The organism is Nonomuraea sp. NPDC003754, from assembly GCF_053605785.1.
Window position 1 is genome coordinate 18,273 of the sequence record NZ_JBSGJX010000001.1, and the last position, 24,532, is coordinate 42,804.

At 72.9% G+C, this 24,532-nt stretch carries 19 protein-coding genes and 1 pseudogene; 13 read left to right on the plus strand and 7 right to left on the minus strand.

The genetic code is table 11. The features are described 5' to 3' along the window. Positions 1 to 96 precede the first annotated feature (96 nt). The 3 genes from ACWEVS_RS00100 to ACWEVS_RS00110 all read right to left on the minus strand — a co-directional run bounded on the left by ACWEVS_RS00100 (position 97) and on the right by ACWEVS_RS00110 (position 6,154). A complete protein-coding gene (locus ACWEVS_RS00100; protein WP_452549204.1) occupies positions 97 to 1,638 on the minus strand; it encodes an N-acyl-D-amino-acid deacylase family protein in 1,542 nt (513 codons plus the stop codon). Between the two features lie 113 nt (positions 1,639 to 1,751). After that, positions 1,752 to 5,474 (minus strand): DUF4153 domain-containing protein, encoded by a 3,723-nt coding sequence (locus ACWEVS_RS00105; protein WP_452549206.1) that lies wholly within the window; start codon positions 5,472 to 5,474, stop codon positions 1,752 to 1,754. After that, entirely contained in the window at positions 5,471 to 6,154 is a 684-nt protein-coding gene (locus tag ACWEVS_RS00110; protein WP_449930666.1) for a response regulator, read from the minus strand. Before ACWEVS_RS00110 ends, ACWEVS_RS00105 begins: the two co-directional genes overlap by 4 nt. A gap of 74 nt (positions 6,155 to 6,228) precedes the next feature. Here ACWEVS_RS00110 and ACWEVS_RS00115 point away from each other — a divergent pair, with 74 nt between their 5' ends. From ACWEVS_RS00115 to ACWEVS_RS00140, 6 genes and pseudogenes are all read left to right on the plus strand, one after another. Next, a complete protein-coding gene (locus ACWEVS_RS00115) occupies positions 6,229 to 7,077 on the plus strand; it encodes an arylamine N-acetyltransferase family protein (RefSeq protein ID WP_449930668.1) in 849 nt (282 codons plus the stop codon). A 619-nt stretch (positions 7,078 to 7,696) separates the two neighbouring features. Next, positions 7,697 to 8,074 (plus strand): annotated as a pseudogene (locus ACWEVS_RS00120) (protein kinase domain-containing protein); the annotation flags it as partial. A gap of 2,772 nt (positions 8,075 to 10,846) precedes the next feature. After that, positions 10,847 to 11,419, plus strand: a complete 573-nt coding sequence (locus ACWEVS_RS00125) for a hypothetical protein (RefSeq protein WP_452549588.1) — start codon at positions 10,847 to 10,849, stop codon at positions 11,417 to 11,419. 234 nt (positions 11,420 to 11,653) lie between these two features. Further along, positions 11,654 to 13,357, plus strand: coding sequence for an alpha/beta hydrolase (locus tag ACWEVS_RS00130; RefSeq protein WP_452549208.1), 1,704 nt, complete (start codon positions 11,654 to 11,656; stop codon positions 13,355 to 13,357). A gap of 554 nt (positions 13,358 to 13,911) precedes the next feature. After that, a complete protein-coding gene (locus ACWEVS_RS00135) occupies positions 13,912 to 14,676 on the plus strand; it encodes a S1 family peptidase (RefSeq protein WP_449930674.1) in 765 nt (254 codons plus the stop codon). A gap of 220 nt (positions 14,677 to 14,896) precedes the next feature. Next, the gene (locus tag ACWEVS_RS00140; RefSeq protein WP_449930676.1) at positions 14,897 to 15,088 is read left to right on the plus strand and encodes a hypothetical protein; all 192 of its coding nucleotides are present in this window, start codon (positions 14,897 to 14,899) and stop codon (positions 15,086 to 15,088) included. Positions 15,089 to 15,306: 218 nt separating this feature from the next. Here ACWEVS_RS00140 and ACWEVS_RS00145 read toward each other — a convergent pair whose 3' ends face one another. Together ACWEVS_RS00145 and ACWEVS_RS00150 are read right to left on the minus strand one after the other, a co-directional pair. Further along, positions 15,307 to 15,615: a DUF3817 domain-containing protein gene (locus ACWEVS_RS00145; RefSeq protein WP_449930678.1), complete on the minus strand. Its 309-nt coding sequence runs from the start codon at positions 15,613 to 15,615 to the stop codon at positions 15,307 to 15,309. After that, the gene (locus ACWEVS_RS00150) at positions 15,615 to 16,382 is read right to left on the minus strand and encodes an SURF1 family protein (protein ID WP_452549210.1); all 768 of its coding nucleotides are present in this window, start codon (positions 16,380 to 16,382) and stop codon (positions 15,615 to 15,617) included. The genes ACWEVS_RS00145 and ACWEVS_RS00150 overlap by 1 nt, the downstream gene beginning before the upstream one ends. Before the next feature lie 105 nt (positions 16,383 to 16,487). Between ACWEVS_RS00150 and ACWEVS_RS00155 the strand changes: the two genes are divergently transcribed. The 3 genes from ACWEVS_RS00155 to ACWEVS_RS00165 all read left to right on the plus strand — a co-directional run bounded on the left by ACWEVS_RS00155 (position 16,488) and on the right by ACWEVS_RS00165 (position 19,154). After that, positions 16,488 to 16,661: a flagellar basal body-associated FliL family protein gene (locus ACWEVS_RS00155; protein ID WP_354911351.1), complete on the plus strand. Its 174-nt coding sequence runs from the start codon at positions 16,488 to 16,490 to the stop codon at positions 16,659 to 16,661. A gap of 185 nt (positions 16,662 to 16,846) precedes the next feature. After that, on the plus strand, positions 16,847 to 17,716 hold the full coding sequence (locus ACWEVS_RS00160) for a metal-dependent hydrolase (RefSeq protein ID WP_452549212.1): 870 nt from the start codon (positions 16,847 to 16,849) through the stop codon (positions 17,714 to 17,716). Further along, positions 17,673 to 19,154 (plus strand): flavin-containing monooxygenase, encoded by a 1,482-nt coding sequence (locus ACWEVS_RS00165; protein WP_449930684.1) that lies wholly within the window; start codon positions 17,673 to 17,675, stop codon positions 19,152 to 19,154. Before ACWEVS_RS00160 ends, ACWEVS_RS00165 begins: the two co-directional genes overlap by 44 nt. Positions 19,155 to 19,204: 50 nt before the next feature. On the opposite strand, the gene ACWEVS_RS00170 is transcribed toward ACWEVS_RS00165, so the two are convergent. Continuing rightward, complete coding sequence (locus tag ACWEVS_RS00170; RefSeq protein WP_354911343.1) at positions 19,205 to 19,600, minus strand: hypothetical protein; 396 nt, start codon at positions 19,598 to 19,600, stop codon at positions 19,205 to 19,207. A gap of 60 nt (positions 19,601 to 19,660) precedes the next feature. Beyond that, the gene (ggt, locus tag ACWEVS_RS00175) at positions 19,661 to 21,412 is read right to left on the minus strand and encodes a gamma-glutamyltransferase (RefSeq protein WP_452549215.1); all 1,752 of its coding nucleotides are present in this window, start codon (positions 21,410 to 21,412) and stop codon (positions 19,661 to 19,663) included. 94 nt (positions 21,413 to 21,506) lie between these two features. On the opposite strand from ggt, the gene ACWEVS_RS00180 reads away from it, so the two are divergent. The 4 genes from ACWEVS_RS00180 (at position 21,507) to ACWEVS_RS00195 (ending at position 24,502) form a co-directional block, all read left to right on the plus strand. Then, positions 21,507 to 22,607, plus strand: a complete 1,101-nt coding sequence (locus ACWEVS_RS00180; RefSeq protein WP_452549216.1) for a sensor histidine kinase — start codon at positions 21,507 to 21,509, stop codon at positions 22,605 to 22,607. Beyond that, positions 22,604 to 23,251, plus strand: a complete 648-nt coding sequence (locus tag ACWEVS_RS00185) for a response regulator transcription factor (protein WP_354911337.1) — start codon at positions 22,604 to 22,606, stop codon at positions 23,249 to 23,251. Before ACWEVS_RS00180 ends, ACWEVS_RS00185 begins: the two co-directional genes overlap by 4 nt. A gap of 46 nt (positions 23,252 to 23,297) precedes the next feature. Then, positions 23,298 to 23,513, plus strand: a complete 216-nt coding sequence (locus tag ACWEVS_RS00190; RefSeq protein WP_452549218.1) for an SHOCT domain-containing protein — start codon at positions 23,298 to 23,300, stop codon at positions 23,511 to 23,513. 92 nt (positions 23,514 to 23,605) lie between these two features. Then, the gene (locus tag ACWEVS_RS00195) at positions 23,606 to 24,502 is read left to right on the plus strand and encodes an urease accessory protein UreH domain-containing protein (RefSeq protein ID WP_452549220.1); all 897 of its coding nucleotides are present in this window, start codon (positions 23,606 to 23,608) and stop codon (positions 24,500 to 24,502) included. Positions 24,503 to 24,532 lie beyond the last annotated feature (30 nt).

The following is a 24,532-nucleotide window of genomic DNA, read 5'->3' on the forward strand; positions in this document are numbered from 1 at the left end:
GGCAAGCCGTCCCACGCGCCTCCGTGGTCACCGGCGCGCGCCCGCCGGAGGGACGCTCCTCGTGCGCGCGTGGCCGGGCGCCGCGACGGCGTGCCGTCACCCTGTGGGGCGCAGCGCCCGCCCCGGCGTGTGGCCGGTCAGCGCGCCGCGCGACAGCACCGGCACGCCCGAGACCAGCACCTCCGAGATCCCCGTCGCGGGGGTCCGCGGCGCCGCGTACGTCGCGAGGTCGGCCACCGTCGCCGGGTCGACCACCACCACGTCCGCCACCAGCCCCGGCCGCAGCAGCCCCCGGTCGAGCAGCCCGAAGCGACGGGCCGGATGCGCCGCGAGGTGCACCGCGGCCTGCTCCCACGTCCAGTCACCCAGTTCCCTCACGTGGACGCCGAGGAAGCGGGCGAAGGCGCCCCAGCCGCGCGGGTGCGGGTGCCCGCCGACGTAGATCCCGTCGGAGCCGCCGGTGTGCGCGGGGTGGCGGAGGATCCGCCGCACCGACTCCTCGCCTGCGGGCCCCTCGTCTGGCCTGGCCACCACGCATCCCGCCTCCAGGCGGGTGTTGACCAGCAGCCGGCGGCAGAACTCCGCGGGTGTGACCCCCTTGCGGCCCGCCGCCTCCACGATGGTCAGGCCCTCGGTCCACTCCTGACCGGGCGCGTGCGACACGGTCAGCCGCGGCCACAGGTCGTCGAGGGTCGGCCACCAGTCGGCGAGGGAGGACGGCGACTCGAGCATGTCGAGCGCCCTGTCCACCTCGGCCGCGGGCACCTGGGGCGGCAGCACGATCATCGCGAGGATGGTGCTGCCGCGCAGGTAGGGATAGGTGTCGAAGGTGAGGTCCACCTCGCGGGCGAGCGCGTCCTCCACCAGCGGCAGCAGCACGTCGGCGGGACCGTGCAGGTGGGAGACGTGCACCGGGGCGCCCGAGTCGCTGGCGATCTCGACCACCTCGGCCATCCCGACCCCGGCGCCCGTGCCGTAGGCGCGCATGTGGGTGACGTACGGCAGCGCGCCCAGCGGCCGGCAGAGCGCGGCCAGCTCGGCGGCGGAGGCGTTGCGCCCCGGCAGGTACTCCAGGCCGCTCGACAGGCCGACCGCGCCTTCGGCCAGCCCCCGCTCGACCCGGTCGAGCATCTGGGCGAGTTGCTCGGGCGACGCCTCGGCGGGAGAGGCGCCCATGACGTCGTAGCGGATGGTGCCGTGCGGCAGCAGGTAGGCGGTGTTGAGCGCGGTCGCCCTGTCGTACCCGGCCAGCAGCTCGGCGACGCTCGCCGCGCCGTCGAGAAAGGGGTGCACCCCGTTGACGGCGGCGAAGTAGCGGGTGGCGTAGCCGACCGTCGCCGCCGAGCCCGGCGCGTAGGACAGGCCGTCCTGGCCCAGGACGAACGTCGTCACCCCCTGGCGAAGCGCCGCGAGCTGCACCTCCGCGTCGAACACCAGCGCGTCGCCGTGGGCGTGGCAGTCGACGAACCCCGGCATCACCAGGCGCCCAGTGGCGTCGATCACCTGCCCCGCCGGAGCGCCGGCGAGCCGGCCCACCGCGGTGATCCGCTCGCCGGTGATCCCGATGTCCGCCCTGAACGCCGGAGCCCCGGTGCCGTCGAGCACCCGCCCGCCACTGATGACCACGTCGAAAGTCACAGGCAGATTCAATCATCACTCTGAATTGCTGCATTTCGCGCGGCGCATTTCGCAGTGGAAACGCAGGCCGCGGGACCGCGATCTCTTTGCGAATACGCGCGGGAACGGAACGGTCAGTACCTGCCCGAGCGGGCCGCGCACGCCGTGGCCGGCAGGACCGGGTGCCGGGCGAGCAGGTCGCGGGCCTCGGCTCTGGCGAGGTTCCAGCCGTTCCACGGGTCGGGCTCGGCCAGGCCGTTGACGCGGACCACGTCGGCGAGGACGCAGCTGCGCAACGGCTCGGGAAGCCTGTCCAGCGCAGGGACCGCCTCGGCGCCGAGATCGCCGACGTAGTCCTGGTCGATGCGCTCGACCCCTCTGACCTCGACCTGGGTCTCGGCCACCCGCAGGTCGGGGTTCCACACCGCGAAGGCCAGCACCCCGATCCCGGTGATCATGACGATGGTCCTGGGCAGCCACGCCGAGCGTCCGCCCGCCAGCCGTACGCCGCCGGCCACCAGCACGACCGCGAACACCGCGCCCAGCCACCAGATGGTCGCGGCGACGGAGGCGCGCAGGCGCGACAGGCCGTAGGCGTCGGTGTAGAGGTCGAGACGGTGCATCGCCGACACCAGGATGACCAGCGTGAAGGCGCACAGCACGCCGAGCAGGATGCCCAGCGCCCAGCGGTCGCCGCGCTCGGCCCGCACCACGCTGCTGGCCACCGCGACGATCGCGAGCACGAAGACGCTGACGATCATGAGCTGGAAGAAGCCCTGCCGCGCGTAGTCGGCGTAGGTCAGGCCGGTGGTGCGCAGCAGCCAGGCGTTGCTGCCGAACAGCGCGGTGACCTGGACCGCGACGAACGCGGCGAACAGCAGGTTGAGCCCGGTCAGCGGCACCACCCACAGGCTGCGGTTCAGCCGGGTCCTGAAGGACGGGCTGACGGGGTCGGCGACCGGGCGCATGGCCACCAGCACGGTGGCGGACATCAGCACGGCGAAGACCGCGAAGACGAACACGCGCAGCGGAAGCGTGCCGACCCAGTCCGGCGCGGTGAAGAGGCGGTCGAGGAAGGAGGCGAAGACCTTGTCGGCGGAGGCGAACAGCAGGCCGAAGACGGCCAGCAGCACGGCGGTGATGGCGAGCGCCGCCACCTGCGGCATGACGCGCCGCCGTACGGTCAGCGTCTTCAGCGGGCCGGCCAGGAACCAGGGGACGGGGAAGACGGCCAGCGCCACCGAGATGCCGCCCCTGATCAGCGCCAGCCAGCCGCGGCCCGCGCCGGAGACGGCGATCGCGCCGAGCCCCCCGGCGGTCGCCAGCAGCAGCGGCAGCAGCCAGTCGGCGTCCCTGACCGTGACCATGGCGACGAGCGCGAAGGAGAGCAGGCCGTAGGCGACGGTCCACGGGGTGGCCCTGCGCAGGACGGCGGGCATCGCGGCGGCGCCCAGCACCAGCGCGACCAGCGCGATGCCGAGCCCGGCCTGGGCGTCGGGCAGCGCGACGGCGGCGAACACGCCCACCCCGAAGGCGGCGGGCAGCAGCCAGCGCGGCGTGTCGGGGAGCTCGGGCCTGGGGAAGAGCGGCGGCGGCACGTACGGCGGGGCGGGCGGCCGCGGGCCTTGCGGGAACGACGGACCGCCGGGGCCCACGGGACCGCCAAAGGCGCCGGAAGCGGGGTCGCCAGGCCCTCTGGAACCGCCGGGCCCCACGGAACCGGGACCGGCGGGACCGGGACCGGCGGGACCGGGACCGGCGGGACCGCCGAAACTTGCGGCACCGCGACCCGCGGGACCCTCGAGGCTTGCGGGAACGCGACCCACGGGACCGTCGAAACTTGCGGGACCGCCGAGATTAGGGGGACCGCCGAAACTTGCGGAACCGGGGCCCACGGGACTGCCGAGATTGCCGTGACCCGCGGGACCGCCGAGATTGCCATGACCGCCAGGACCCCAGGGCGCAGGACCCCCGTGACCGCCAGGACCTCCGTGCCCGGGACCCTCGGAAACGCCGAGAACGCCGGGAGCCCCCGGACGTCCAGGCGCGACGGCGGTGACCGGAGCGGTGTGGGGGGCCGACTGGGCCCTGACCGATCCGATGGCCGAGCCGACGGCCGCGCCCGCCGCGCTGACCACCAGCATGACCAGGATGCCCGCGGCGCTGCCGAAGAAGATCCCGATGAAGAAGGCCAGGAACAGGCCGATGAGGAAGCCGGTCGTCAGGCCGATCACGGTCCACAGGACGGTGCTTCCCACCCCGCGGACGGGCCTGGGCGGCGGCGCCTCGCCCGGCCACGCCACACCGGGTCGCGCCGCCGGACCGGAAGCCACACCAGTAGCCGGGCCAGGAGCCGGGCCAGTAGCCAGACCATCGGCCACGGCCGCCGCCGTCGACACAGCACTCGACCCAGAGGCCGCTGCAGCGACCGACGCAGAGGCGGGGACATCGGCCGACGCCGCGGCCGAGACAGCGGTCGGGACAGCGACCGACGCAGCGGCCGGGACAGCCGGGACGGCCGGGACAGCGTCAGGAAGCGGGCCCGCGGCGGGGCCCACGGCCAGGTCCACGGCAGGGACAGCGACCGGGACAGCGGCCAGATCGGCGGCGCCCGGGCCGGCGAACGCGCCAGAGCCGGCGGACACGCCAGAGCCGGCCGACGCGCCAGGGCCGGGAGCCGCGAGCCCCGGAGGAGCGGCGACCGTGTCCGGAGCGGAGGCCGGGACCGGGACCGGTCCCAGGTCCGGGGCGGGGGCGTCCGCCAAGGGCTCGGCGGGCCGTTCCTCCGCCGATGGCGCCTCGCGATCCCGCGGGCTCGGCTTCGCCCCTTCAGGGGCGATCCCCAGTCGCGCCATGTCGGGTTCCATCGTGATCCTCTCTGGAAGGTCGACGACCATGCGGCACCCCGCGCCGCCGTCGATGCGAATGGCTCCTCCGTGCAGTTCGACGATCTCCTTGACGATCGCCAGGCCGAGTCCCGATCCCCCGGCGTCGGCCGCCCGCGCCGCGTCCAGCCTGGAAAAGCGCTCGAACACCCTCGTCCTCGCCGTCTCGGGGATCCCGGGCCCGCCGTCGGCCACCATCAGCCGCACCCCCCTGCCGTGGCCGGCCGCCGACAGCGTCACCAGGCCGGCGGGAGGGCTGTGCCGTACCGCGTTGTCGAGGAGGTTGGCCAGGACCTGCGCGAGCAGGTCGGGGTCGGCGCGCACCACCAGGCCGGGCGCGCAGACGGGCCTGATCGTGACGTCGTCCCTCGCGATGGCGGCTTCGCGCGCCGCCTGGTCGAGCAGCGCCTCCAGGGCGACCGGCTCGGCCTCCAGGTGCCGCACGCCCGAGTCGAGCCGCGACAGGTCGAGCAGCTGGGCGACCAGGCGGCCCAGGCGTTCGGTCTGGGCGAGGGCGGTTCCCATGGTGACGGGGTCGGCGGCCGAGACGCCGTCGACGACGTTCTCCAGCACCGCGCGCAACGCCGTGATGGGCGTGCGCAGCTCGTGCGAGACGTTGGCGACCAGCTCGCGGCGCTGCCGGTCCACCTCGCCGAGGTCGGCCGCCATCGCGTTGAACGCCCGCGCCAGCTCGCCCACCTCGTCGCGCGAGGTGGTCCTGACACGCAGCGTGTAGCGGCCCTTCGCGATGGTCTGGGCCGCCGAGGCGAGCTGGCGCAGCGGCTTGGTCATGCCGTGCGCCATCACCTGCACCATGATCAGCGCGAGGACGCTCGCGACGGCGATCCTGACCTCGCGGGAGGCGCCCGCGTTGAGGCCGACCTCGTTGACGACGAACGCCGTGCCCACCGCCAGGACGATGACGATCCCCAGCTTCACCTTGATGCGGCCGAGGAAGTCGAGGGGTCTCATCGGCGGACCAGGGCGTAGCCGACGCCGTGCACGGTGCGCACGACGTCGGAGCCGAGCTTGCGGCGCAGCGCCCGCACGTGGCTGTCGACGGTCCTGGTGGCGGCCGCCTCGGAGAAGCCCCAGACGTCCGAGAGCAGCCGTTCGCGCTCGAAGACCTGGCCGGGACGCTCGGCCAGGCGGCGCAGCAGGTCGAACTCGGTCCGGGTGAGCTGCGCCTCGGTCCCGCGCACGAACACCCTGCGGGCCGCGGTGTCGATCTCGACCTCGCCCACCCTGATCACGGTGTCCTCGACCGCCAGCTGGGCGGCCCGCTCGACCCTGCGCAGCAGCGCGTGGATCCTGGCCACCAGCTCGCGCATGCTGAACGGCTTGGCGAGGTAGTCGTCGGCGCCCACGCCGAGCCCGACGAGCACGTCGGTCTCCTCGCCGAGCGCGGTCAGCATGAGCACGGGCACCGGCCTGGCCGCCTGCATCCTGCGGCACACCTCCAGGCCGTCCAGTCCCGGCAGCAGCCGGTCCAGGATCACCAGGTCGGGTTCCGCCCTGCCGTACGCGAGGAGCGCCGCCTCGCCGTCGCCCGCGACGCGCACGTCGAAGCCTTCGGCGGCCAGCCGGTTGCGTACGGCGAGCGCGATCGTCTCGTCATCCTCGACCACGAGGATGCGTCGCTGGTCTGCCACGGACAGCAGCGTAGAAGGGACGTGTGCAGACGACACTCCCCAAGATGTGCACATCCCGTGCAGACTTGTCGGTCGTGGACATCACCGCCTATCTGAGCAGGCTCGGCCTGACAAGCGCGCCGCCCTCGCTCGACAACCTGCGGGCGCTGCACGCCGCCCATGTCGAGCGCGTGCCGTACGAGGCGCTGGAGATCTGGCTCGACCGGCCGACCTCGCTCGACCCGGAGGAGTCGGCGGCGCGGATCCTGCGCGGGCGCGGCGGCTACTGTTACCACCTCAACGGTGCGCTGTACACGCTGCTCAAGGCGCTCGGCTACGAGGTGACGCGGCACGTCGGCGGCGTCCAGAACCGCGGCGACGAGCCCGGCGTCACCGGCAACCACCTGGTGCTGACCGTGCGGCTGCCCTCCGCCGAGGGCCCGGACGCGTGGCTGGTCGACGCAGGGCTGGGCGACGCGCTGCACGAACCCCTGCCGCTGGCCGAGGGCCGCTACCGGCAGGGCCCCTTCGAGTACGGCCTGCGGCCCTCCACGGTCGCCCCCGGCGGGTGGCGCTTCGACCACGACCCGCGCGGCTCCTTCATCGGCATGGACTTCGGCATGACACCGGCGGAGATGCCGGAGTTCGCGGCGATGCACGAGCACCTGTCCAGCTCTCCGGAGTCCGGCTTCGTCCGGGTGGCGACGCTCAACCGCAGGGACGCCTCAGGCGTCGACGTCCTGCGCGGGCTCGTGCTGACCAGGATCGGCGACGACACCACCTCGACCACGCTGGACACCGAGGCGGCCTACTTCGCCGCCCTGGAGGGCGTCTTCGGCATCAGCCTGCCGGCCGCCGACCGGTCGCTGCTGTGGGGCCGGCTGGTCAGGGCGCACGAGGCCTGGACGGCCTCGGCGAGCACGTCGTCGACGGCGACGGCCTGACGCCCGGCACCTGCTCGGTCGCGGAGCAGCCGACGACGTAGGGGCGTCCCGGCTTCTCCAGGACCTCGTACGGCGCGCCCCAGAACGGCCCGCTCAGCGAGAGCAACGTGTCCCAGAACGGCCCGCTCAGCGAGGCCGGCGCGCCTCAGAACGGGCCGGTCAGCGAGAGTGGCGCGACGTCCCTGTCGGTCATCCGGTCGAGCCTCGGCTCGGGCACGCCCGCCACCTCGGCCGGCCGGGCGGCCGGCTCGCGATGGACCAGGTCGCCGCCCGCAACGGCCTGTGCAGCGCCGACTCCCTCGCACGCCCCTGACAGCCAGGACGGGCAGCGCCGACTCCCTCCGCACGCACCTGACAGCCAGGACCGGCCGCACTGGGTAGTGCCGGCTCCCTCCGCACGTACCTGACGGCCAGGGCGGGCCACATGCCGACCGCCTGCCGAGCCGCCATCACTCGCCAGCGGTAATGGTCGCATTTCTCGACAAACCGCTATGGTGCTGTGTCGCTGCACGCGTGTGGATGGAGATGACCCATGAACGGCCCACGCCGGCTGGCCGGACGCTATCGGCTGCTGCACCCGCTGGGCGCCGGATCTCTCTGGCTCGCCGCCGACGACCTGATGCGCCGCGACGTCGGCATCAGAGAGGTCCGGCTCCCGCCCGACCCCGCGGCCCACAGGGAACTGTGCGGCGCGGTGGGGCGCGAGGTCGGACTGGTCACCGGGCTCGGCCACGCCTCCATCGAGCCCGTCCACGAGGTGATCGTCGAGGACGGCACGCCGTGGCTGGTGGTCGATCTCCCCCAGGGACGCACCCTCGAACAGACCGTCCTCGAACGGCACCCGCTGCCGGCCGTCCAGGTGGCCAGGATCGGCGTGCACCTGGTGGCGGCGCTGCGGGCCGTCCACGGCGTCGGAGTGGTCCACGGCGACATCCAGCCGGCCACGGTCATCCTCACGCCGACCGGACGCGCGGTGCTGACCGGCTTCGGCGTGGCGACCCCCTTCCGGCCCCCGGGGGTGGGCCCGGCCGCCGACCTGTGGTCGCTGGCGGCGACGCTCCACTTCGGCCTGGAGGGACGGCCCCCGCAGCCAGGGCACCCGATCGGCGGGCCGCTCGGGCCGGTCCTGACCGACATGCTGCACCCCGACCCGGCCGCCCGGCCGTCCGCCGAAACGGTGGCCGCCGCCTTCGCCGAACTGGCCGGAACGGCGAGCCTGCCCCCCTCGGCCGCCGCGTCTCCCGCGCCCTCCTCCCCCACTTCCTCTTCGGACGCCGCGCCTCCCGCCTCCTCTCCCTCCGCATTCACCTCGCCTCCGGACTTGCCGCCTGCCTCGCCTGCCTGGCCTTCGAACTCCGCACCCACCTCGCCCCCGGACTCCTCCCCCACCTCGCCTTCGGACTCCGCACCCACCTGGTCTGCGGACTCCTCCCCCACCTCGCCCCCGGACTTCTCCCCCACCTCGCCTTCGGACTCCGCACCCGCCTGGTCTGCGGACTCCGCACCCACCTCGCCCCCGGACTCCTCACCTCCGGACTCCGCACCCGACTGGCCTTCGGACTCCTGGCCGGGCTCAGAGGCCGGGTTGCCGCCGTCCGCCACCCCTGCGGGAGCACCGCCCTCCCCCGCGCCAGCCTCCAGCGAGCAGGCACTCCCCACGCCGCCACCCACCGGCGAGCCGCTACCGTTCCCCCCACCGCCTCCCGACGGCTCGGCACCCTCGACCCCGACAGCCTCGGACGGCTCGGCACCATCCGCTTCCTCCCCCTCCAGCGGCTCGGCGCCTTCAGGTCCTTCCCCCTCCAGCGGCTTGGCGCCTTCAGGTCCCTCCGCCTTGGACGGATCGGGGCCGTCCGCTCCGTCGGCCTCTAATGGATCGGCGCCCTCCGCCCCGGCGCAGACAACGCCTACCGGATGGACACCCTCACCCTGGGAGCCCGCCCCCGCCGCGCCGCCCCCGTTCAGCCCCGCGCATCCGGTGGCGACCCCCGCGTCCAGCCCCTGGTCACCGACCGCATCCGCCGAGGACCCCGACAAGACGCAGGTCGTCACCGTCCATCGTGGCCATCCCGCGCCTCCCGCGCACGAGTCCCTGGACGTCACCCGCCCGGCGTCGCGCCCGGACTCGCAACCCTTCGACGGCCTCGAGCCCGCCCGGCCCGCCCGCCCCTCGGAGGACGCCTCGCAGGTCCCCGGACCCGTCACCATAGAGGACGCTCCGCAGGTCCCCACGGTCCTCCCCCCAGAGGCGGCCACGCCCGTCCCCTCGGAGGCCGCTCCCTCAGAGCCGGCCATGGCGTCTCCGGTCGCTCCCTCGGGCCAGCACCCCACACCCCCGGCTGACCTCTCCGGCCCGCCTCTCATGGGCACTCCCCCCGGCCCGCATGCGTCGTACCCGGACACTCCCTCCGACCCGCACACGCCGTACCCGGGAACTCACACCGACCCGCACGCGCTTCAGCCGGGTGTTCCCTCAGGCCCGCACGTGCTTCAGCCGGGTGTTCCCTCGGGCCCGCAGGTTGTGCCCCCGGGCGGTGCTCCGGGTCCGGACGCTGTGCCCGCGGAAGCCCCCGCCGGCCCGCAGCCCGCGTTCGAGAGCTTCGGTCCTCACGCGGTGCCGCTCCACATCGCCTCTGCCGAGCCGACGGAGCACGAACAGGACTCCGGTCTCGACGCCATCGGGCCTGACGGTGTGCTGGGCGCGACCGGAGACACCCCGCCCACTCCCGAGGCCATGAACCCCGGCCTGGCCGGTTCGCCGTCTGGCCCCGAAGCCATGCCGCCCGCTGCGGGAGCCACGCCCGAGGTCGGGCTGCCCGGCCCCGCGGGTACGCCGCCCGGCCCTGACGCCATGCCGCCCGGCCCCGCTGGCCTGTCACAGGGACCGGAAGCCCTACCGCAGGGCCCGGGAAGCATGCCACCCCATGCAGGGATGCCGCCCCATGCAGGGCCACCTCATGCAGGGATGCCACCTCATGCGGGGATGCCGCCCCATCCGGGAGGGATGCCCCAGGGTCCGGGGGGCATGCCCGGGGTCGGCCAGCCGTACCCTCCGGCGGGGAACGGCCCCGCCCCCACCGGAAGTGGCCCCGCGCCGTCCGGCAAGCCCTCGTTGCTGCGCCGGGTGCTGCGGCGGGGCTCCAAGGACAACAGCAAGAGCGCTCCCCCACAGCCTGCCGCTCCGCCCGCCGGATGGGGCGCCCCTCCCGCCATTCCGCCCACGCTGGGCGGGCCGGTGCCTCCCGACGCTCCTCCCCTGCCGGGCGGACCGATGTCTCCCGACGCTCCTCCCATGCCCGGCGGACCGATGCCTCCCAATGCTTCTCCCCTGCCCGGCGGGCCAGTGCCTCCCGGCGCCCCCGGAGGGCCGTGGGGGCAGCCGCAGGGCCCCGGCGCGTGGGGTCCGCAGCCTCCGGCGCCCCCCGGAGCGTGGGGACCTCCCGGCGACCACAACCCCACCCCGTGGGGACCACCTGGCGGCCACGGCCCCGCGGCCTGGGGACCGCCCGGAGAGAACGCCCCCGCACCACTGGGACCCGAGGGCAACGTCGCCGCGCCGTGGGCACCACCCGAAGGGAACGGCCCTGCGCCGTGGGCACCGTCCGGAGAGAACGGCCCCGCGCCCTGGGGACCCTCCGAGGGGAACGGGCCTGGACCGTGGGGGCCGGCGGAGGGGAGTCCGCCGGCGGGCCGGCCTCCGGCGAGTTGGGGAGCCGCCGCGGACGCCGCGCCGCCCGTGCTGGCGTCGACGCCAGCCGAGCCCGATCCGGTGCCGATCGTCGAGACGACCGCGCCGTTCCGGCGGCCGACGTTCACGGGTCCGCTGGTGCTGACCGCGTCCCCGGAGCAGCCGCCGAACAAGGCCGGCCGGAACGAGTCCGCCCCGGACCAGCCGCCGCGCCCCCTCGAGCACATCCTGCACGCGGCCGGACCGCTGGCTCCCGAGGAGGCGGCGGCGGTCGGCCTGGGCGTGCTCGACCTGCTGGCACCGCTCCACGGGGCCGGTCGCTTCCATGGGGACGTGCGGCCCGAGACCGTCCTGGTGAACGGCTCAGGGGCGGTGACGCTGGCCGATCCCGCGCCCGCGCCTGCCATGTCCCCCTACTCCGCTCCGGAGGGGAACGTGAGCCCCGCCGCCGATCTGTGGGCGCTGGGCGCGACGCTGTTCACCGCCGTCGAGGGACGCGCGCCCGCACCGGGGGCGCCGCTGACGAGGGCGGGGGCGCTGGCTCCTGTGCTGTTCCGTCTGCTGTCGGGTTCGCCCGGCCAGCGGCTCACGGCCGACGAGCTACGGCTCGACCTGAAGACGATCGCCGCCGCAGCCACCTCGTCGCGCCCCTGACGCGTGCTTTCCGGACCAGGCTCGGAAGCGCCCCTGACGGGCGCACTCCGGACCCGGCCAGGAAGCGATCCCGACGAGCGCTCTCCGGACCCGGCCCGGGGGCGATCCCGACGGGTCCGCCGCTCCTCCCGGCCGGCTCGGCGCGCTCTGCCGGGTGCGCCGAGCGCGGCGGGAGTCCGACGGCCGCGCCCCTGATGCCGCGCGCTCGCGGGGTCTCGTCGGTAGTCTCATCACGTGATCTTTCGGGTCGTGCTCGCCTTAGCCCTGACCGTTCCGCCCGTCACCATCTCGCGAGAGGCCGGCCCTCGCCCCTGCCCGGTCGCCATGCCGCCCCGTACGACCTGCGGCTTCCTCGAAGTTCCTGAGCGCAGGGACGCCCCGGACAGGAAGATCAAGGTGGGATACGCGGTCCACGTCTCCACCGCCAAGGACCGGAAAGCGGATCCCGTCGTCTACATGAGCGGCGGTCCGGCGTCGGCCTCCCTCCAGCTCACCGGGTTCCTGAGCCAGATGTTCCCCGATCGTGACGTGGTGGCGGTCGAGCAGCGCGGCAGCAAGTACTCCGAGCCGACCCTCGGCTGCCCCGAGACGGCCGAGGCGCTGCTCGGACAGCTCAGACGGCCGCCCGCCGACCTCGCGGCGGCGGCCCGCCGGTGCCGGGAAAGACTCCAGAAGCAGGGCGTCGACCTGCGGGGATACAACACGAAGGAGATCGCGGCCGACGTCGTCGCGCTACGCAAGGAGTTGGGCTACGCGTCCTGGAATCTCTTCGGCGTCAGCTACTCCACCAGGGTCATGATGGACGTGGCCGCGGCCGACCCTCAGGGGGTGCGGTCGGTGGTGCTGGACTCGTACCTGCCGGAGAGCGTCGCGTGGTACGACGACGCCGAGCGGAATCTGGCCGACACGACGGCGCGGCTCGGCGTTCAAGACGCCTTCAACGCCATGACCGCCAGGCTCAACGCCAGGCCCGCCGAGGTCACCACGAACGATCCGCTGCTCGGCAGGACGTTCACGGCCCGAGTCAGCGGCGACGACGTGGCCACGATCATGGCCGAGGCGCTGCACGAGGCGGACGTCGCGGCGGTCGCGCCCGCGATGATCGGCGCGCTCGCCACGGGCCACGACGAGCTGCTGCAACCGCTGGCCGACGCGGTGGGCGAGGGGTTGGTGTCGCACGAGTTCGGGCTGTATCACGCGGTGCAGTGCCAGGACGAGATCCCGTTCAACACCTTCACCCCAAGATCCCGACTTTTCACCGTAAATGGAGATAAGGCGGTGTGCGAGGCTTGGCAGCTCCCCAAGGCCGAGCCCGTGAACGCCACCACCAAGGCCCCCGTCTACGTCCTGGGCGGCCAGTACGACCCGACCACGCCCACCAGGACCAGCAAGCCGGCGGCAGAAGCGCTCCCCGACGCCCGCTTCGAGGAGTTCGCCCGCGCCTCCCACGCGGTCTTCCTGTCCAGCGCCTGCGCCCGCCGCAAGATCGTGGAGTTCCTCGACGACCCGGCCCAGCGCACGGCCGCCCCCTGCCTCGACGACACGGACCAGACGCCGGGCGACCTGCACGTGACCGGCGCCCCGTACCAGATCTCGAAGTCCCCGTGGCTGGCCGCGCCCTTCGCGCTGTTCGCCCTCGTCTGCCTGATCCAGCTGATCGCCGGCACGCTGAGGGGCCGGGCGCTGGCGGCCTTCGGCGGGCTGTCCGGCGTGGCGTTCGCCGGGCTGGTCGGCCAGTCCGTCTACGCCCTGATCAGCACGAACGAGACCGCTCTCGCCGTCGGCGTGCCCGGCACGGTGGTCCTCTACACCTGGATCGCCGCCGCCTCGGCCGCGCTGACCGCCGCGGCGCTCCTCCGCGACCGCCGGTGGCCGCACATCGCCGCGGCCGTCATCGGCGCCGGATTCCTCGCCTGGTGGTTCGCCTGGTTCCTGTGACGGGCATCCGCGAGCTCGACGCGGTTTCAGCGGGCGGCATCATCCTGTCCATGCCTGGCAGCACCCCGCCGAGGAGACGCGCCCGGTTCGACCGGACCATCGTTCCAGAGCGGGTTCCCGGTCTTCTCGCTGAGGTTCGCCGGCGATCCCGCCGGCTGGACCGATGCCCGTGACCTGCTCGGATCCTGCTTCCGCCGGCCCTGGTGGGAACCGCGCTCCGCCCAGGGCGATCATCGGCGCCGGGCGGCGAGATCACCCCTCCTGCCAACGCGCGCGAGGGATTCGAAGGGCGAGCCTGGAATCCGGGCCGAGCATGATCCCGCCTCTCTGTGCGCGACCTACGGCGATGCGCCGCTTCGGGCCTCGTCGCACCGACCCGGGCGACGGGCCGAGGAGGGGGTTATCCCTACCCTGAGTTGACGTGCTGGCGTGATGACCCGGCCGTTCTTCGATGGATAGCGTGATCTTGTCTTAATCCTCCATTGAAGGGGTCAACCCCGTTGTTTGGCATGGAATCGTTCCGTCGCGGTCTGTCACGGTCCACCATCGTTGCCGTGGCAGGCGCAGCCTGTCTCGCGGCGACGGCCGGGAGCGCCGGCGCGATCATCAACGGCAAGGACGCCACGCAGCCCTACTCGTTCATGGCGTCGATCCCGATCTCGGCGCCGAGCCAGGGCCTCGAGGACGGCGTGTGCGGGGCCGTGCTGGTCGACCCGCAGTGGGTGGCGACCGCCGCTCACTGCGTCGACATGGAGGTCGGGTCGATTCCCGCCGGAACGATCCGCATCGGCAGCGATCAGCGGAAGACCGGCGGAACGGTCCGTAAGATCGCGCAGGCGGTGACCCACCCCCGCTACGCCCAGGACTCGCCCAGCAAGAACGACATCGCGCTGGTCCGCCTGGACCGTCCCGTCTCCTACCAGCCCATCCCGATCGCCCAACGGCCAGGACGGCCCGGCACCCCGACCCGGATCATCGGCTTCGGCATCACCGAGTTCAACCGCGACCCGGCCGGCTGGAAGATGTCCGACAAGCTCCAGGAACTCGACACCCGCAGAGGCGCGGTCTCCGAGTGCGGCCCCGGCTTCGCGGGCAGCACCCGGCTGTGCACGATCAGCCGGGTGCCCAAGGCCATGGCGTGCAACGGCGACTCCGGCTCTCCGCAGGTCCAGCGCGGCAGGGGCGGCCGGTGGGAGCTCATCGGCGTCACCTCGGGACCCGGCGCCAAGAGCCCTTCCTGCGCGGAAGGTCCCGGCCTCTACACGAACGTGCCCGCCTACGCGGACTGGATCCGCACGACGATCCGCGCGTACAGCTGACCGCTTGCCGGTGCTCCTGACATGACGGATCGGGCGTGCCGGCTGCGCACCCGTTCCCCGGACCTGCCGGCGGGGTGACGGCGGTCGGGCGGGGCTCGGGAGGTCCGCAGAAATGAGATATATCGCGGATGGAACCCGGCGGAGGCTCCCACTCGTTATATCGGCGACGCAGAATGTGGAGAGGCGGGGCGCGGGCTCCGCGTTCGGAGGGATGTTGAGGATGTCGCCCGTCCAGAAGTACGCCATCGGCGCCGGTGTCGCCGTCCTGCTGTCGTGGATCTTCCTGCCCGGCTGGCTCACCCTGCTCGTGCTGCTCGGCGTCGTCGCCGCGCCCGTGGTCGGCTACATGATGCTCGACCCGTCACAGCGCGAGCGGCTCAAGAGGGCCCGCAGGCGCGGCATCGGCCACTGACCGCAGCGACTCGCGCCGGTCGCAACGGACCAAGCCATGGCCGGCCGTGGCCGGGTCGCGGCCGGGTCGCGGCCGGGTCGCGGCCGGGTCGTGGCCGGGTCGCGGCCGGGTCGCCGGACCAGCGGTCCAGGACGCCGGACCAGCGGACACGGAAGGAGGCCGTCACCCCGGGTGACGGCCTCCTTCTCATCTGTCGACGGCCGCGTCGGAGCCGCCCGTCAGGCGGCGATGGCCTCGTGCACCTTGGCGGTCACCCTGCGCTCGATGTAGAACGACAGCAGCGGCACGGTGCCCGCCAGCATGACGCCGAGCATGTACCCCCAGGTCCAGCGCGCCTTCATGCCGAGGTTCATGACCGCGATCAGGTAGAGCATGTAGAGGAACCCGTGGATCGGCGAGACGATCTTGGAGGGTTGGGGGACGTCGAAGCCGTACCGCAGCACGATGGCCGTGCAGAGCACGAGCAGCATGGTGCCGACGATGTACGCGAGGACCCGGAAGGGCTTGAGTGCGGACTCCACGAGCATCAACCTTCTAGAACGGCTTCGGGTTCAGGGGACTTGCTGGAACGTACGGCGTCGCGGACGAAGTGGAACCACATGAACACGGCGAACCCCGCGAAGATCCACCAGTTGGCCGCGTAGGCGAGGTTGCGCCAGGTCAGCGTGCCGCCGGTGACCGGTGGCGGCACCTTGACGGGGGTGAGCCCAGGGGTCTGGGCGACCACGAACCCGTTGCGCACCTTCTCCCCCCGCCACAGGTTGATCAGCTCGGCCGTGGAGACCGTCTGCACCTGGCCGGCGGGCACGCCCTCGGCCCGCCGCTGGACGCTGTCGGTGTTCTGGGGCGCCCGCAGCCGCCCGCTCACCGTCACCTGGCCGGGCGGCACGGTCGCGCCCGGATCGCCGGCCTTGGCCACCCATCCGCGCACGGTCGGCATCAGGGTGCCGTCGGTCAGCCTGATCGGGGTGAGCACCCAGTAGCCCTGGCCCCTGGCGACGTTGCCGCCGGGCGCCGACACGTCGGGTTTGCGGTCGGCGACGAGCAGTTGCCTGGCCGCGTCGTAGGAGCCGGAAACGGTGACGCGCCGCCCCACCGAGGTGCCGTCGATCTGGGCGCCCACCTTGCTGAGCGTCTCGACGGCGACGGGACCGGGGTCGGTGGTCGCCGTGGGCTTGCCCGAGTCCTCGAACACGCCGAGCTGCCAGCGGCCGAGCAGGATGAAAGAGACGAGAACCCCGATCGCGAGCAGGTGCAACCCGAGCATGCGGGGTGCGAGCAGGGTTCTGAGCATGCGTCCACGCTATCCGGCGATACCTGCGGTCCGATAATCGAGTGCCCTTACCGGGTCACGCTAAAAGGTGCAAATGCACCAGCTGATCCCGCTAGAGTGCAACGCATGTCTGACCAGCACATCGATCCCGCGGGCAACACCCAGCAGTTCCGCGCGTTCGCCCAGCGGGCCGAGAACGAGGCGGCGGCCGAGCCCAAGCGCTCCTCCGTCCTGCCGATCATCGCCGTGGTCCTCGCCGTCGCCATCGTCGGCGTGATCGCGTACCTGCTCCTGGTCTAACCGCCCGGGGGCCGTCCCACCCGCCGCTCGACGAGGTCGCGGCGGGTTCTTGTCGTTCCGGGACACCGTGACGCCCGGTCCCGTGATCCTTCCGTACGGTCACCACCTCTGGACCAGGGCACGCATGTCTGTCTACATTGGACTCTGTGTCCAATAAAGTCGGACGTCCACCTGTGGAGGGCGGCATGATCCAGCCGCGCAGGGTGCGCTTCTCGTGGGAGGACACGCCGCTGCACTGGGTGCCGGGCGACCCCTTCTCCACGCACCTGATCAACGTGCTGCACCTGCTGCTGCCGGCGGGTGAGCGGTGGTTCGTGCACGTCTTCAAGCAGGCCCTGCCGTACGTCACGGACGAGAGGCTGAAGGCCGAGGTCAAGGGCTTCATGGGCCAGGAGGGCACGCACGCGGTCGCCCACCAGCGGGTGCTCGAGCACATGAAGGAGCAGGGCCTGGACACGGCCCCCTTCGTCGAGAACGTCGAGTGGTTCTTCGAGCGCCTGCTCGGCGACCACACGATGCCGCCGTTCGCCAGGGATTACTGGCTGAAGGAGCGGCTGGCCGTCATCGCGGCGATCGAGCACTACACGGCGGTGCTCGGCGACTGGATCCTGCGGGCCCGGCCGCTGGACGCGGCCGGCGCCGACCCCGTGATGCTGGATCTGCTGCGCTGGCACGGCGCCGAGGAGGTCGAGCACCGCAGCGTGGCCTTCGACCTGTTCATGCACCTCGACGGCGCCTACACGCGCAGGGCGCGCACCATGCTCATGACCGGGCCCATCCTGGTGACCCTGGTCAGGCGGGGCACGGCGTTCCTGCTGGCCCGCGACCCCGTCGTGGCCGGTCGCGTCCAGGCCAGGTGGACGCATTTCCTCCGCCGCGCCCGCCAGGGCAGGGTGCCGACGTTACGCAGCCTGGTCCTGGCCGCGCCGAGGTATCTGCGGCCCGGTTTCCATCCCAGCCAGGAGGGCGACCTGAAGGCCGCTCTCGACTACATCGCCATCTCCCCCGCGCATGCCGAGTTCGCGTCGTACAGGAGGTCCCGTGGCAACCAGTGACAAGCCGGGAATCGTCATCATCGGTTCGGGTTTCGCCGGGATCGGGATGGCGATCAAGTTGAAGGAGGCCGGGTTCCACGACTTCGTCATCCTGGAGAAGGCCGGCGAGCTGGGCGGCACCTGGCGCGACAACACCTATCCCGGGTGCGCGTGCGACATCCCCTCGCACATGTACTCCTACTCCTTCGAGCTCAATCCGGGCTGGTCACGGATGTTCTCCCCGCAGGAGGAGATCTGGGAGTACATGCGCGCCTGCGCGTGGAAGTACGGCATCGACCCCCACATCCGGTACGGCAAGCACGTCGTGAGCCTCGAATACACCGGCAGGGAATGGGAGATCGCCACCTCGGACGGCCGGACGCTCCGCGCCAACGCGGTGATCTCCGCCATCGGCGCCCTCCACGTCCCGAAATTTCCGGAAATAGCGGGTGAGTTCGCCGGGCCCGCGTTCCACTCGGCCGAGTGGGACCACAGCGTCGACCTCCGGGGCAAGCGGGTGGCGGTCGTCGGCACCGGCGCCTCAGCCGTCCAGTTCGTCCCGCGGATCGCCGAAGAGGCCGCCCACCTGACCGTCTTCCAGCGCACGCCCCCCTGGATCCACCCCAAGCCCGACTTCGCCGTCCCCGACCGGATGAAGCGCCTGCTCACGCTGCCCGGCGCCGCCCGCGCCCTGCGCAACGGCATCTACTGGACGCTGGAGACCAGGGCGCTCGGCTTCGCCGTCGACCCCAGGCTGATGGCCTTCCACGAGCGGATGGCCCTGCGGCACCTCGAACGCCAGGTGCCCGACCCCGAGCTGCGCCGCAAGCTCACGCCCGGCTACACGATCGGCTGCAAGCGCGTCCTGATCTCCAGCGACTACTATCCCGCGCTCGGCAGGCCCGACGTCTCGCTGGTCACCGACGGCATCGCCGAGCTGCGCGGCCACGCGGTCGTCGACGTCACGGGGAAGGAGCACGCGGCCGACGTCGTCGTGTACGGCACCGGCTTCAAGGTGACCGACGCCCTGCAGGAGCAGCGGATCGTCGGCAGGGACGGTGTGAAGATCCAGGACGCGTGGCAGGAGGGCATCGAGGCCTACTACGGCATCACCACCACGGGCTTCCCGAACCTGTTCTTCCTGCTCGGCCCCAACACCGGGCTGGGCCACAACTCCGTGGTCTTCATGATCGAGTCGCAGGTCCGCTATGTCATGGACTGCCTGCGGCTGCTGTCCAGGACCCAGGCCAGGGCGATCGACGTCAAGCCGGAGCGGCAGCGGGCCTTCAACCGGCGCCTGCAGGAACGCCTCGGCCGGCTGGTGTGGAGCGAGGGCGGGTGCGACTCGTGGTACCTGGACGAGCACGGGGTCAACCGGACGGTCTGGCCGGGCTTCACCTTCGAGTACTGGGCACGCACCAGGCGGATGAAGCCCGACGCCTTCGAGCTGATCTACTAGCCGGCCGGCACCGTCGCGCCGCCACCCCGAAGACCCGACCGGCACGCGCGCTAGCAGTAGCGGGCCGGTGCGATGCGGTCCATCCGCTGGCCGAAGCGGCGCAGGTAGTTGGGGCTGTAGTCGCCGGCGCCCGCCCGGCGCCGTTCGTTCCAGCTCCACTCGGAGTCGGCCGTGTCGACGAAGCAGACCTCGGCGTTGGCCACGAACGAGCCCACCCTGTCGGCGTGCTCGGGGCCGATGTGGACGTTGCCGTCGGCCTCCCGCCACGTGTGGAGGGCACCGGTGTACCGGGCGCCGGTCCACAGGCACACGTCCGCCCGGCAGGCCGGCGCCGGCACCGCCGGGACGGCCTGCGGCACCGGCACGGCGGGGCGGGCCGGGACGACCGCGGGCAGGACCGGGACGGTGGCGGCCAAGGCGGCGGCGAGCATCAGGTGCGGAGGCATCGTGCGGGGGTTCCTCTCGACAGGGGACAGGGACCCACCGCACGATACGTGATGGGACGACTACGGCGCGCTACGAACGACCAGCGCGCTGCCGCCGCCCCGCCGTACGGGCTCGGCGACGGCCTGGATCCTGCCCCGGCCGACGAACTCCAGGGCGGTCGCCGCGCCGATCTCCGGGTTCAGCGCGAAGGTGTGCCCCTTGGCCTCGAGCTCGGCCCGGTAACGGTCGAGGAAGGCCTGCTCGGCCTGGGTCTGGGCGGTGTTGCGCTGGGTGGCCCTGGGCGCGGCGAGCGCGTCCGGCAGTTTCATGCCGAACTCGTAGCGGTTGACCAGGATCTGCAGCACGGTCGTGATGATCGTCGAGCCGCCGGGCGAGCCGACGGCCAGCACCGGCTTGCCCTCGTCGAGCACGATGGTCGGGGCCATCGACGAGCGGGGGCGCTTGCCGGGGGCGGGCAGGTTCGGGTCGCCGGGCGCCGGGCCGAAGGTGAAGTCGGTCAGCTCGTTGTTGAGCATCACGCCACGTCCCGGCACCACGATGCCGTTGCCGCCGGTGGACTCGATCGTGAGGTTGTAGGCGACCACGTTGCCCCAGCGGTCGGCGACGACCAGGTGGGTGGTCTCCGGGCCTTCCTCAGCGGGCGGCGCCGACGCCTCGTCCAGCGGGCGCTCGCAGTCGGCGTAGGTGCCGTCCGGCTGGCCGGGGGCGGCCGGGTGCGCCATCGCCCGCTCGCCCACCAGGCAGGCGCGCTCCTTGGCGAAGCCGTCGCTGAGCAGCTCGGCCAGCGGGACGTTCGGGATGTCGCCGACGTACTTGCCGCGGTCGGCGAACGACAGCCGCGAAGCCTCCAGGAACTCGTGGAGGCCCACGGTGGGCAGCGCCTCCAGGATGTTGAGCGCCTCGCCGACCGTGGAGCCGCCCGAGGACGGGATCGACATGCCGTAGACCTGCATGCCGTTGTAGTCGACCCGCGTCGGCTCGCGCGTCAGCGCCCGGTAGGCGGTCAGGTCGGAGACCTCCATCAGGCCGGGACGCACGTTGCGGGTCGCGCCGGGGGTGATCGGCGGGTTCTTGACGGTGGCGACGATCTCCTGGCCGAGCCGCCCGCCGTACAGCCACTCGGGGCCGCGCCTGCCCAGCTCGCGATAGGTGTCGGCGAGCTCGGGGTTCCTGAACACCGAGCCGACCGGTGGCGGCGCGCCGTTCGGCAGGTAGAGCTTGGCGGTGGAGGCGATGTCCTTGAACCGGGCGGCGTTCGCGGCGGTCTGGTCGTGGAAGGTCTGGTCGACGACGAAACCCTTGGACGCCACCTCGACGGCGGGCTTGAGCGCGTCGCGCAGGCTGACCGTGCCGAACCTGCGCAGCGCCAGGTCCCACTGCGCGACCGCGCCGGGCACGCCCGCCGACAGGCCGCTGGTGACGGCCTCCTCGAACGGGATGCCCTCCAGAGAGGTCGACGTCATCGCGGCTGGCGCCGTCTCCCGCCCGTCGATCGAGTAGACCCTGCCCCGCCTGGCGTCGTAGTAGACCATGAACCCGCCACCGGCCAACCCGGCGGAGTAGGGCTCGGTGACGCCGAGCACCGCGCCCGCCGCCACCGCGGCGTCCATCGCGTTGCCGCCCTTCTTGAGCACGGCGAGCGCGGCCTTGCTGGCGTCGAGGTCGACGGTCGCCACGGCGCCGCCGTACCCCTCGGCGACGGGCTGCTTCACGGCGGGCGGCGGCTTGTGATCCACGGCCGGCCCGGCGACGGCCGGTGCGGCGACGAGGAACGGCGTGACGGCGACGAGAGCGAGGATGTGTCGGCGCATGATCCCCACAATGGACCAGGTACGCCGCCGGTGGTAGGGCCCCCTGCCACATCGGGCGGATGTCCTGGCCGGTGTCCTCGTCTAGCGTGGGTGGGTGCGCAAGACCCCTTATCTCGCTCTGGTGGTCGCGGCGTTCCAGGTGATCGCCTCCCAGGGGGCGAGCCTGGGGCAGCACGACCGCGTGCCCGTCGACGCGACGGCCGTCCTCCTGCTGCTGGTCGGGCCCGCGATGATGCTGGCCAGGAACCGCTTCCCCGCGACGTCGCTGGCGCTCACGCTCACCGCGACCTGCCTGTACCTGTGGGGCGGCTACCCGTACGGGCCCGTGTTCGCCAGCCCGATCATCATGCTCTTCCAGACCGTCGCCGAGGGCCGCAGGAAGCTCGCGCTGATCTCCTCCGGGCTCACGACCGTCTTCTTCCTGATCTACTCGACCTGGCTGGTCTACCCGCCCTCGCCCGGCCTGTGGCACGTGCTGGCGATCGTCGCGGTCATGGCGCTGATCCTGGCCGCCGGGGAGCTGGCCAGGTACCGGCGCGAGAGCCGCGCCGAGCGGGCGCGGGTGGCGGAGGAGGAGTCCAGGCGCCAGGCCAGCGAGGAGCGCCTGACGATGGCGCAGGAGCTGCACGACGTGCTGGCGCACAACATCTCGCTCATCCACGTGCAGGCCTCCACCGCGCTCCACCTGATGGACGACGACCCGTCGCAGGCCCGCGCCGCGCTCACCACGATCAAGAGCGCCTCCAAGGAGGTGCTCGGCGAGCTCCGCTCGGTGCTGAACGTGCTGCGTGAGGGCGCGCCCCGCTCGCCGACGGCGGGGCTCGACCGGCTGGGCGACCTGGTGGAACGGTCGGGGCTCGACGTGTCGCTCGAACAGGGCGGCGCGCGCCCGCTGCCCGCGCAGGTCGAACGTGCGGCCTACCGCATCGTGCAGGAGTCGCTCACCAACGCCGCCCGGCACGCGCCAGGCTCCCGGGTCTTGGTGCGGCTGGACTACCGGCCCGCCGAGCTGGTCATCGCGATCGCCGACAGCGGCCCGGCGATGCCTGCCGTCCTGGCCGAGGCGGGCAGCGGCAACGGCATCCCCGGCATGCGGGAGCGGGCCGCCGCGCTCGGTGGCACGCTGGTCGCGGGGCCGGCGGGCGGCGGGTTCCAGGTCGAGGCGAGACTGCCACTACCGGAGGAAACAGAATGATCAGGGTGCTGCTGGCCGACGACCAGGCGCTGGTGCGGGCCGGGTTCCGGGCGCTGCTCGACGCGCAGCCCGACATGAGCGTCGTCGCCGAGGCCGCCGACGGGGCCGAGGCGGTACGGCTGTCGCGCGAGCACGCGCCCGACGTCGTGCTCATGGACATCCGCATGCCGGGCACCGACGGGCTGACCGCGACCAGGCAGATGCCGCCTGGCCCGCGCGTCATCATCCTGACCACCTTCGAGCTCGACGAGTACGTCTTCGAGGCGCTGCGCGGCGGGGCCAGCGGCTTCCTGGTCAAGGACACCGAGCCGGCCGAGCTGATCCAGGCGGTGCGGGTGGTGGCGGCGGGCGAGGCGCTGCTGTCGCCGAGCGTCACCAGGAGGCTGATCGCGGAGTACGCGACGCGGGCCAAGGAGCCGGTCGCCGCCGACGGGCTCGACCTGCTGACCGAGCGCGAGCGGGAGGTGCTGGCGCTGGTCGGCACGGGGATGACCAACGACGAGATCGCCGCCAGGCTGTTCATGTCCCCTGCGACGGCGAAGACCCACGTGAGCAGGGCGATGATGAAGCTCCACGCCCGCGACCGCGCGCAGCTCGTGGTCATCGCCTACGAGTCGGGCCTGGTGCGGCCGGGCTGGCTCTGACGACGCGGGCTCCGGCTGCTCGCATCGTCGAGAAAGGACACCAGCGATGCACAGCTTCTTCTGGCCCGTCTTCCCGATCTTCTGGGCCCTGGTCCTGGCCGGCGCCGCGACGCTCTTCGTCAAGGGCAGGCGGGCCGGCGTCCGGGGCGGGCCGCCGCCGAGCCGTACGGCCTCGGCCGAGCAGATCCTCGCCGAGCGCTACGCCCGCGGCGAGCTGGTCGACGAGGAGTACCTCCAGCGCTCGTCCGTGCTGAGGTCGTAAACGCTCCCACCGGTGAAACAACTGTTACTGGCCGCCTGCGGAGCGTGAGGTTAGCGTGCAGGCGAAGACAACTCCGAGGCGGGGATGAGGGTGTGGAGCCGGTCACCCTGTTCGTCAGCGGGCTCGCCGCCGGTCTGGTGGCGGGCGCCGCCTCCTGTACGGCGATGCAGGGCGGTCTGCTCTTCGGCCTGACGGGGGCCTCCCCGTGGGCCGTGGGCCAGTTCCTGGCAGGCCGCCTGGCCGCGTACGCCGTGGCGGGCGGCCTGCTCGGCGCCCTGGGCGCGGTGATCAGGCTGCCCACGCCGGTCCGCGCGGTCCTGCTGATCGCGGCGGGCGTCACGGTGCTGCTGTTCGCCGCCAGGACGTTCCGCCGGCGGCGCTGCGCTCCCCCGCCGCCTGGACGGCCGCTCAAGGCGCCCCTGCTCGGCGCCGCGACGCTGCTGTTGCCCTGCGGGGTGACGTTGAGCATGGAGATGGTGGCCGTCTCCAGCGGCTCGGCGATCGCCGGGGCCGCGGTGATGGCGGGCTTCGTGATCGGCACCTCGCCCGCCCTCGCGCTGCTGGGGTTCGTCGTCCGCCGGCTGTCGCGTACCAGGCTCGCCGTGGTGGCGGCCGGCACCGCGGTGGCCGTCGGGGGGTGGACGATCGGCTCGGGGCTGAGCCTCGGCGGCTGGTTGCCGAGCTCGCCCGCGGCGGCGGCCACGGGTGGCACGGCGGGCACCGCGAGCGTGGCGAGCACGGCCACGATCTGGGCCACGAGTGACGGCTACCGGCCGGGCATCGTCACCATGCCCGCCCGCACGCCGGTCACGCTGGTCTTCAGGACGAGCGCGCCGGGATGCGCGGGGACGGTGTCGATCGCCGGGAGGGACGTCACGCTGCCGGCGACCGTACTGCTGCCGCCGCAGGAGCCGGGGACGCTGCGCTACTCGTGCGCGATGGGCATGTACCCGGGGTTCGTCAGGTTCGTCGCCGGCACGTCACGGTGAACGTTCTCGTCGATTACACTCCGCCACCAC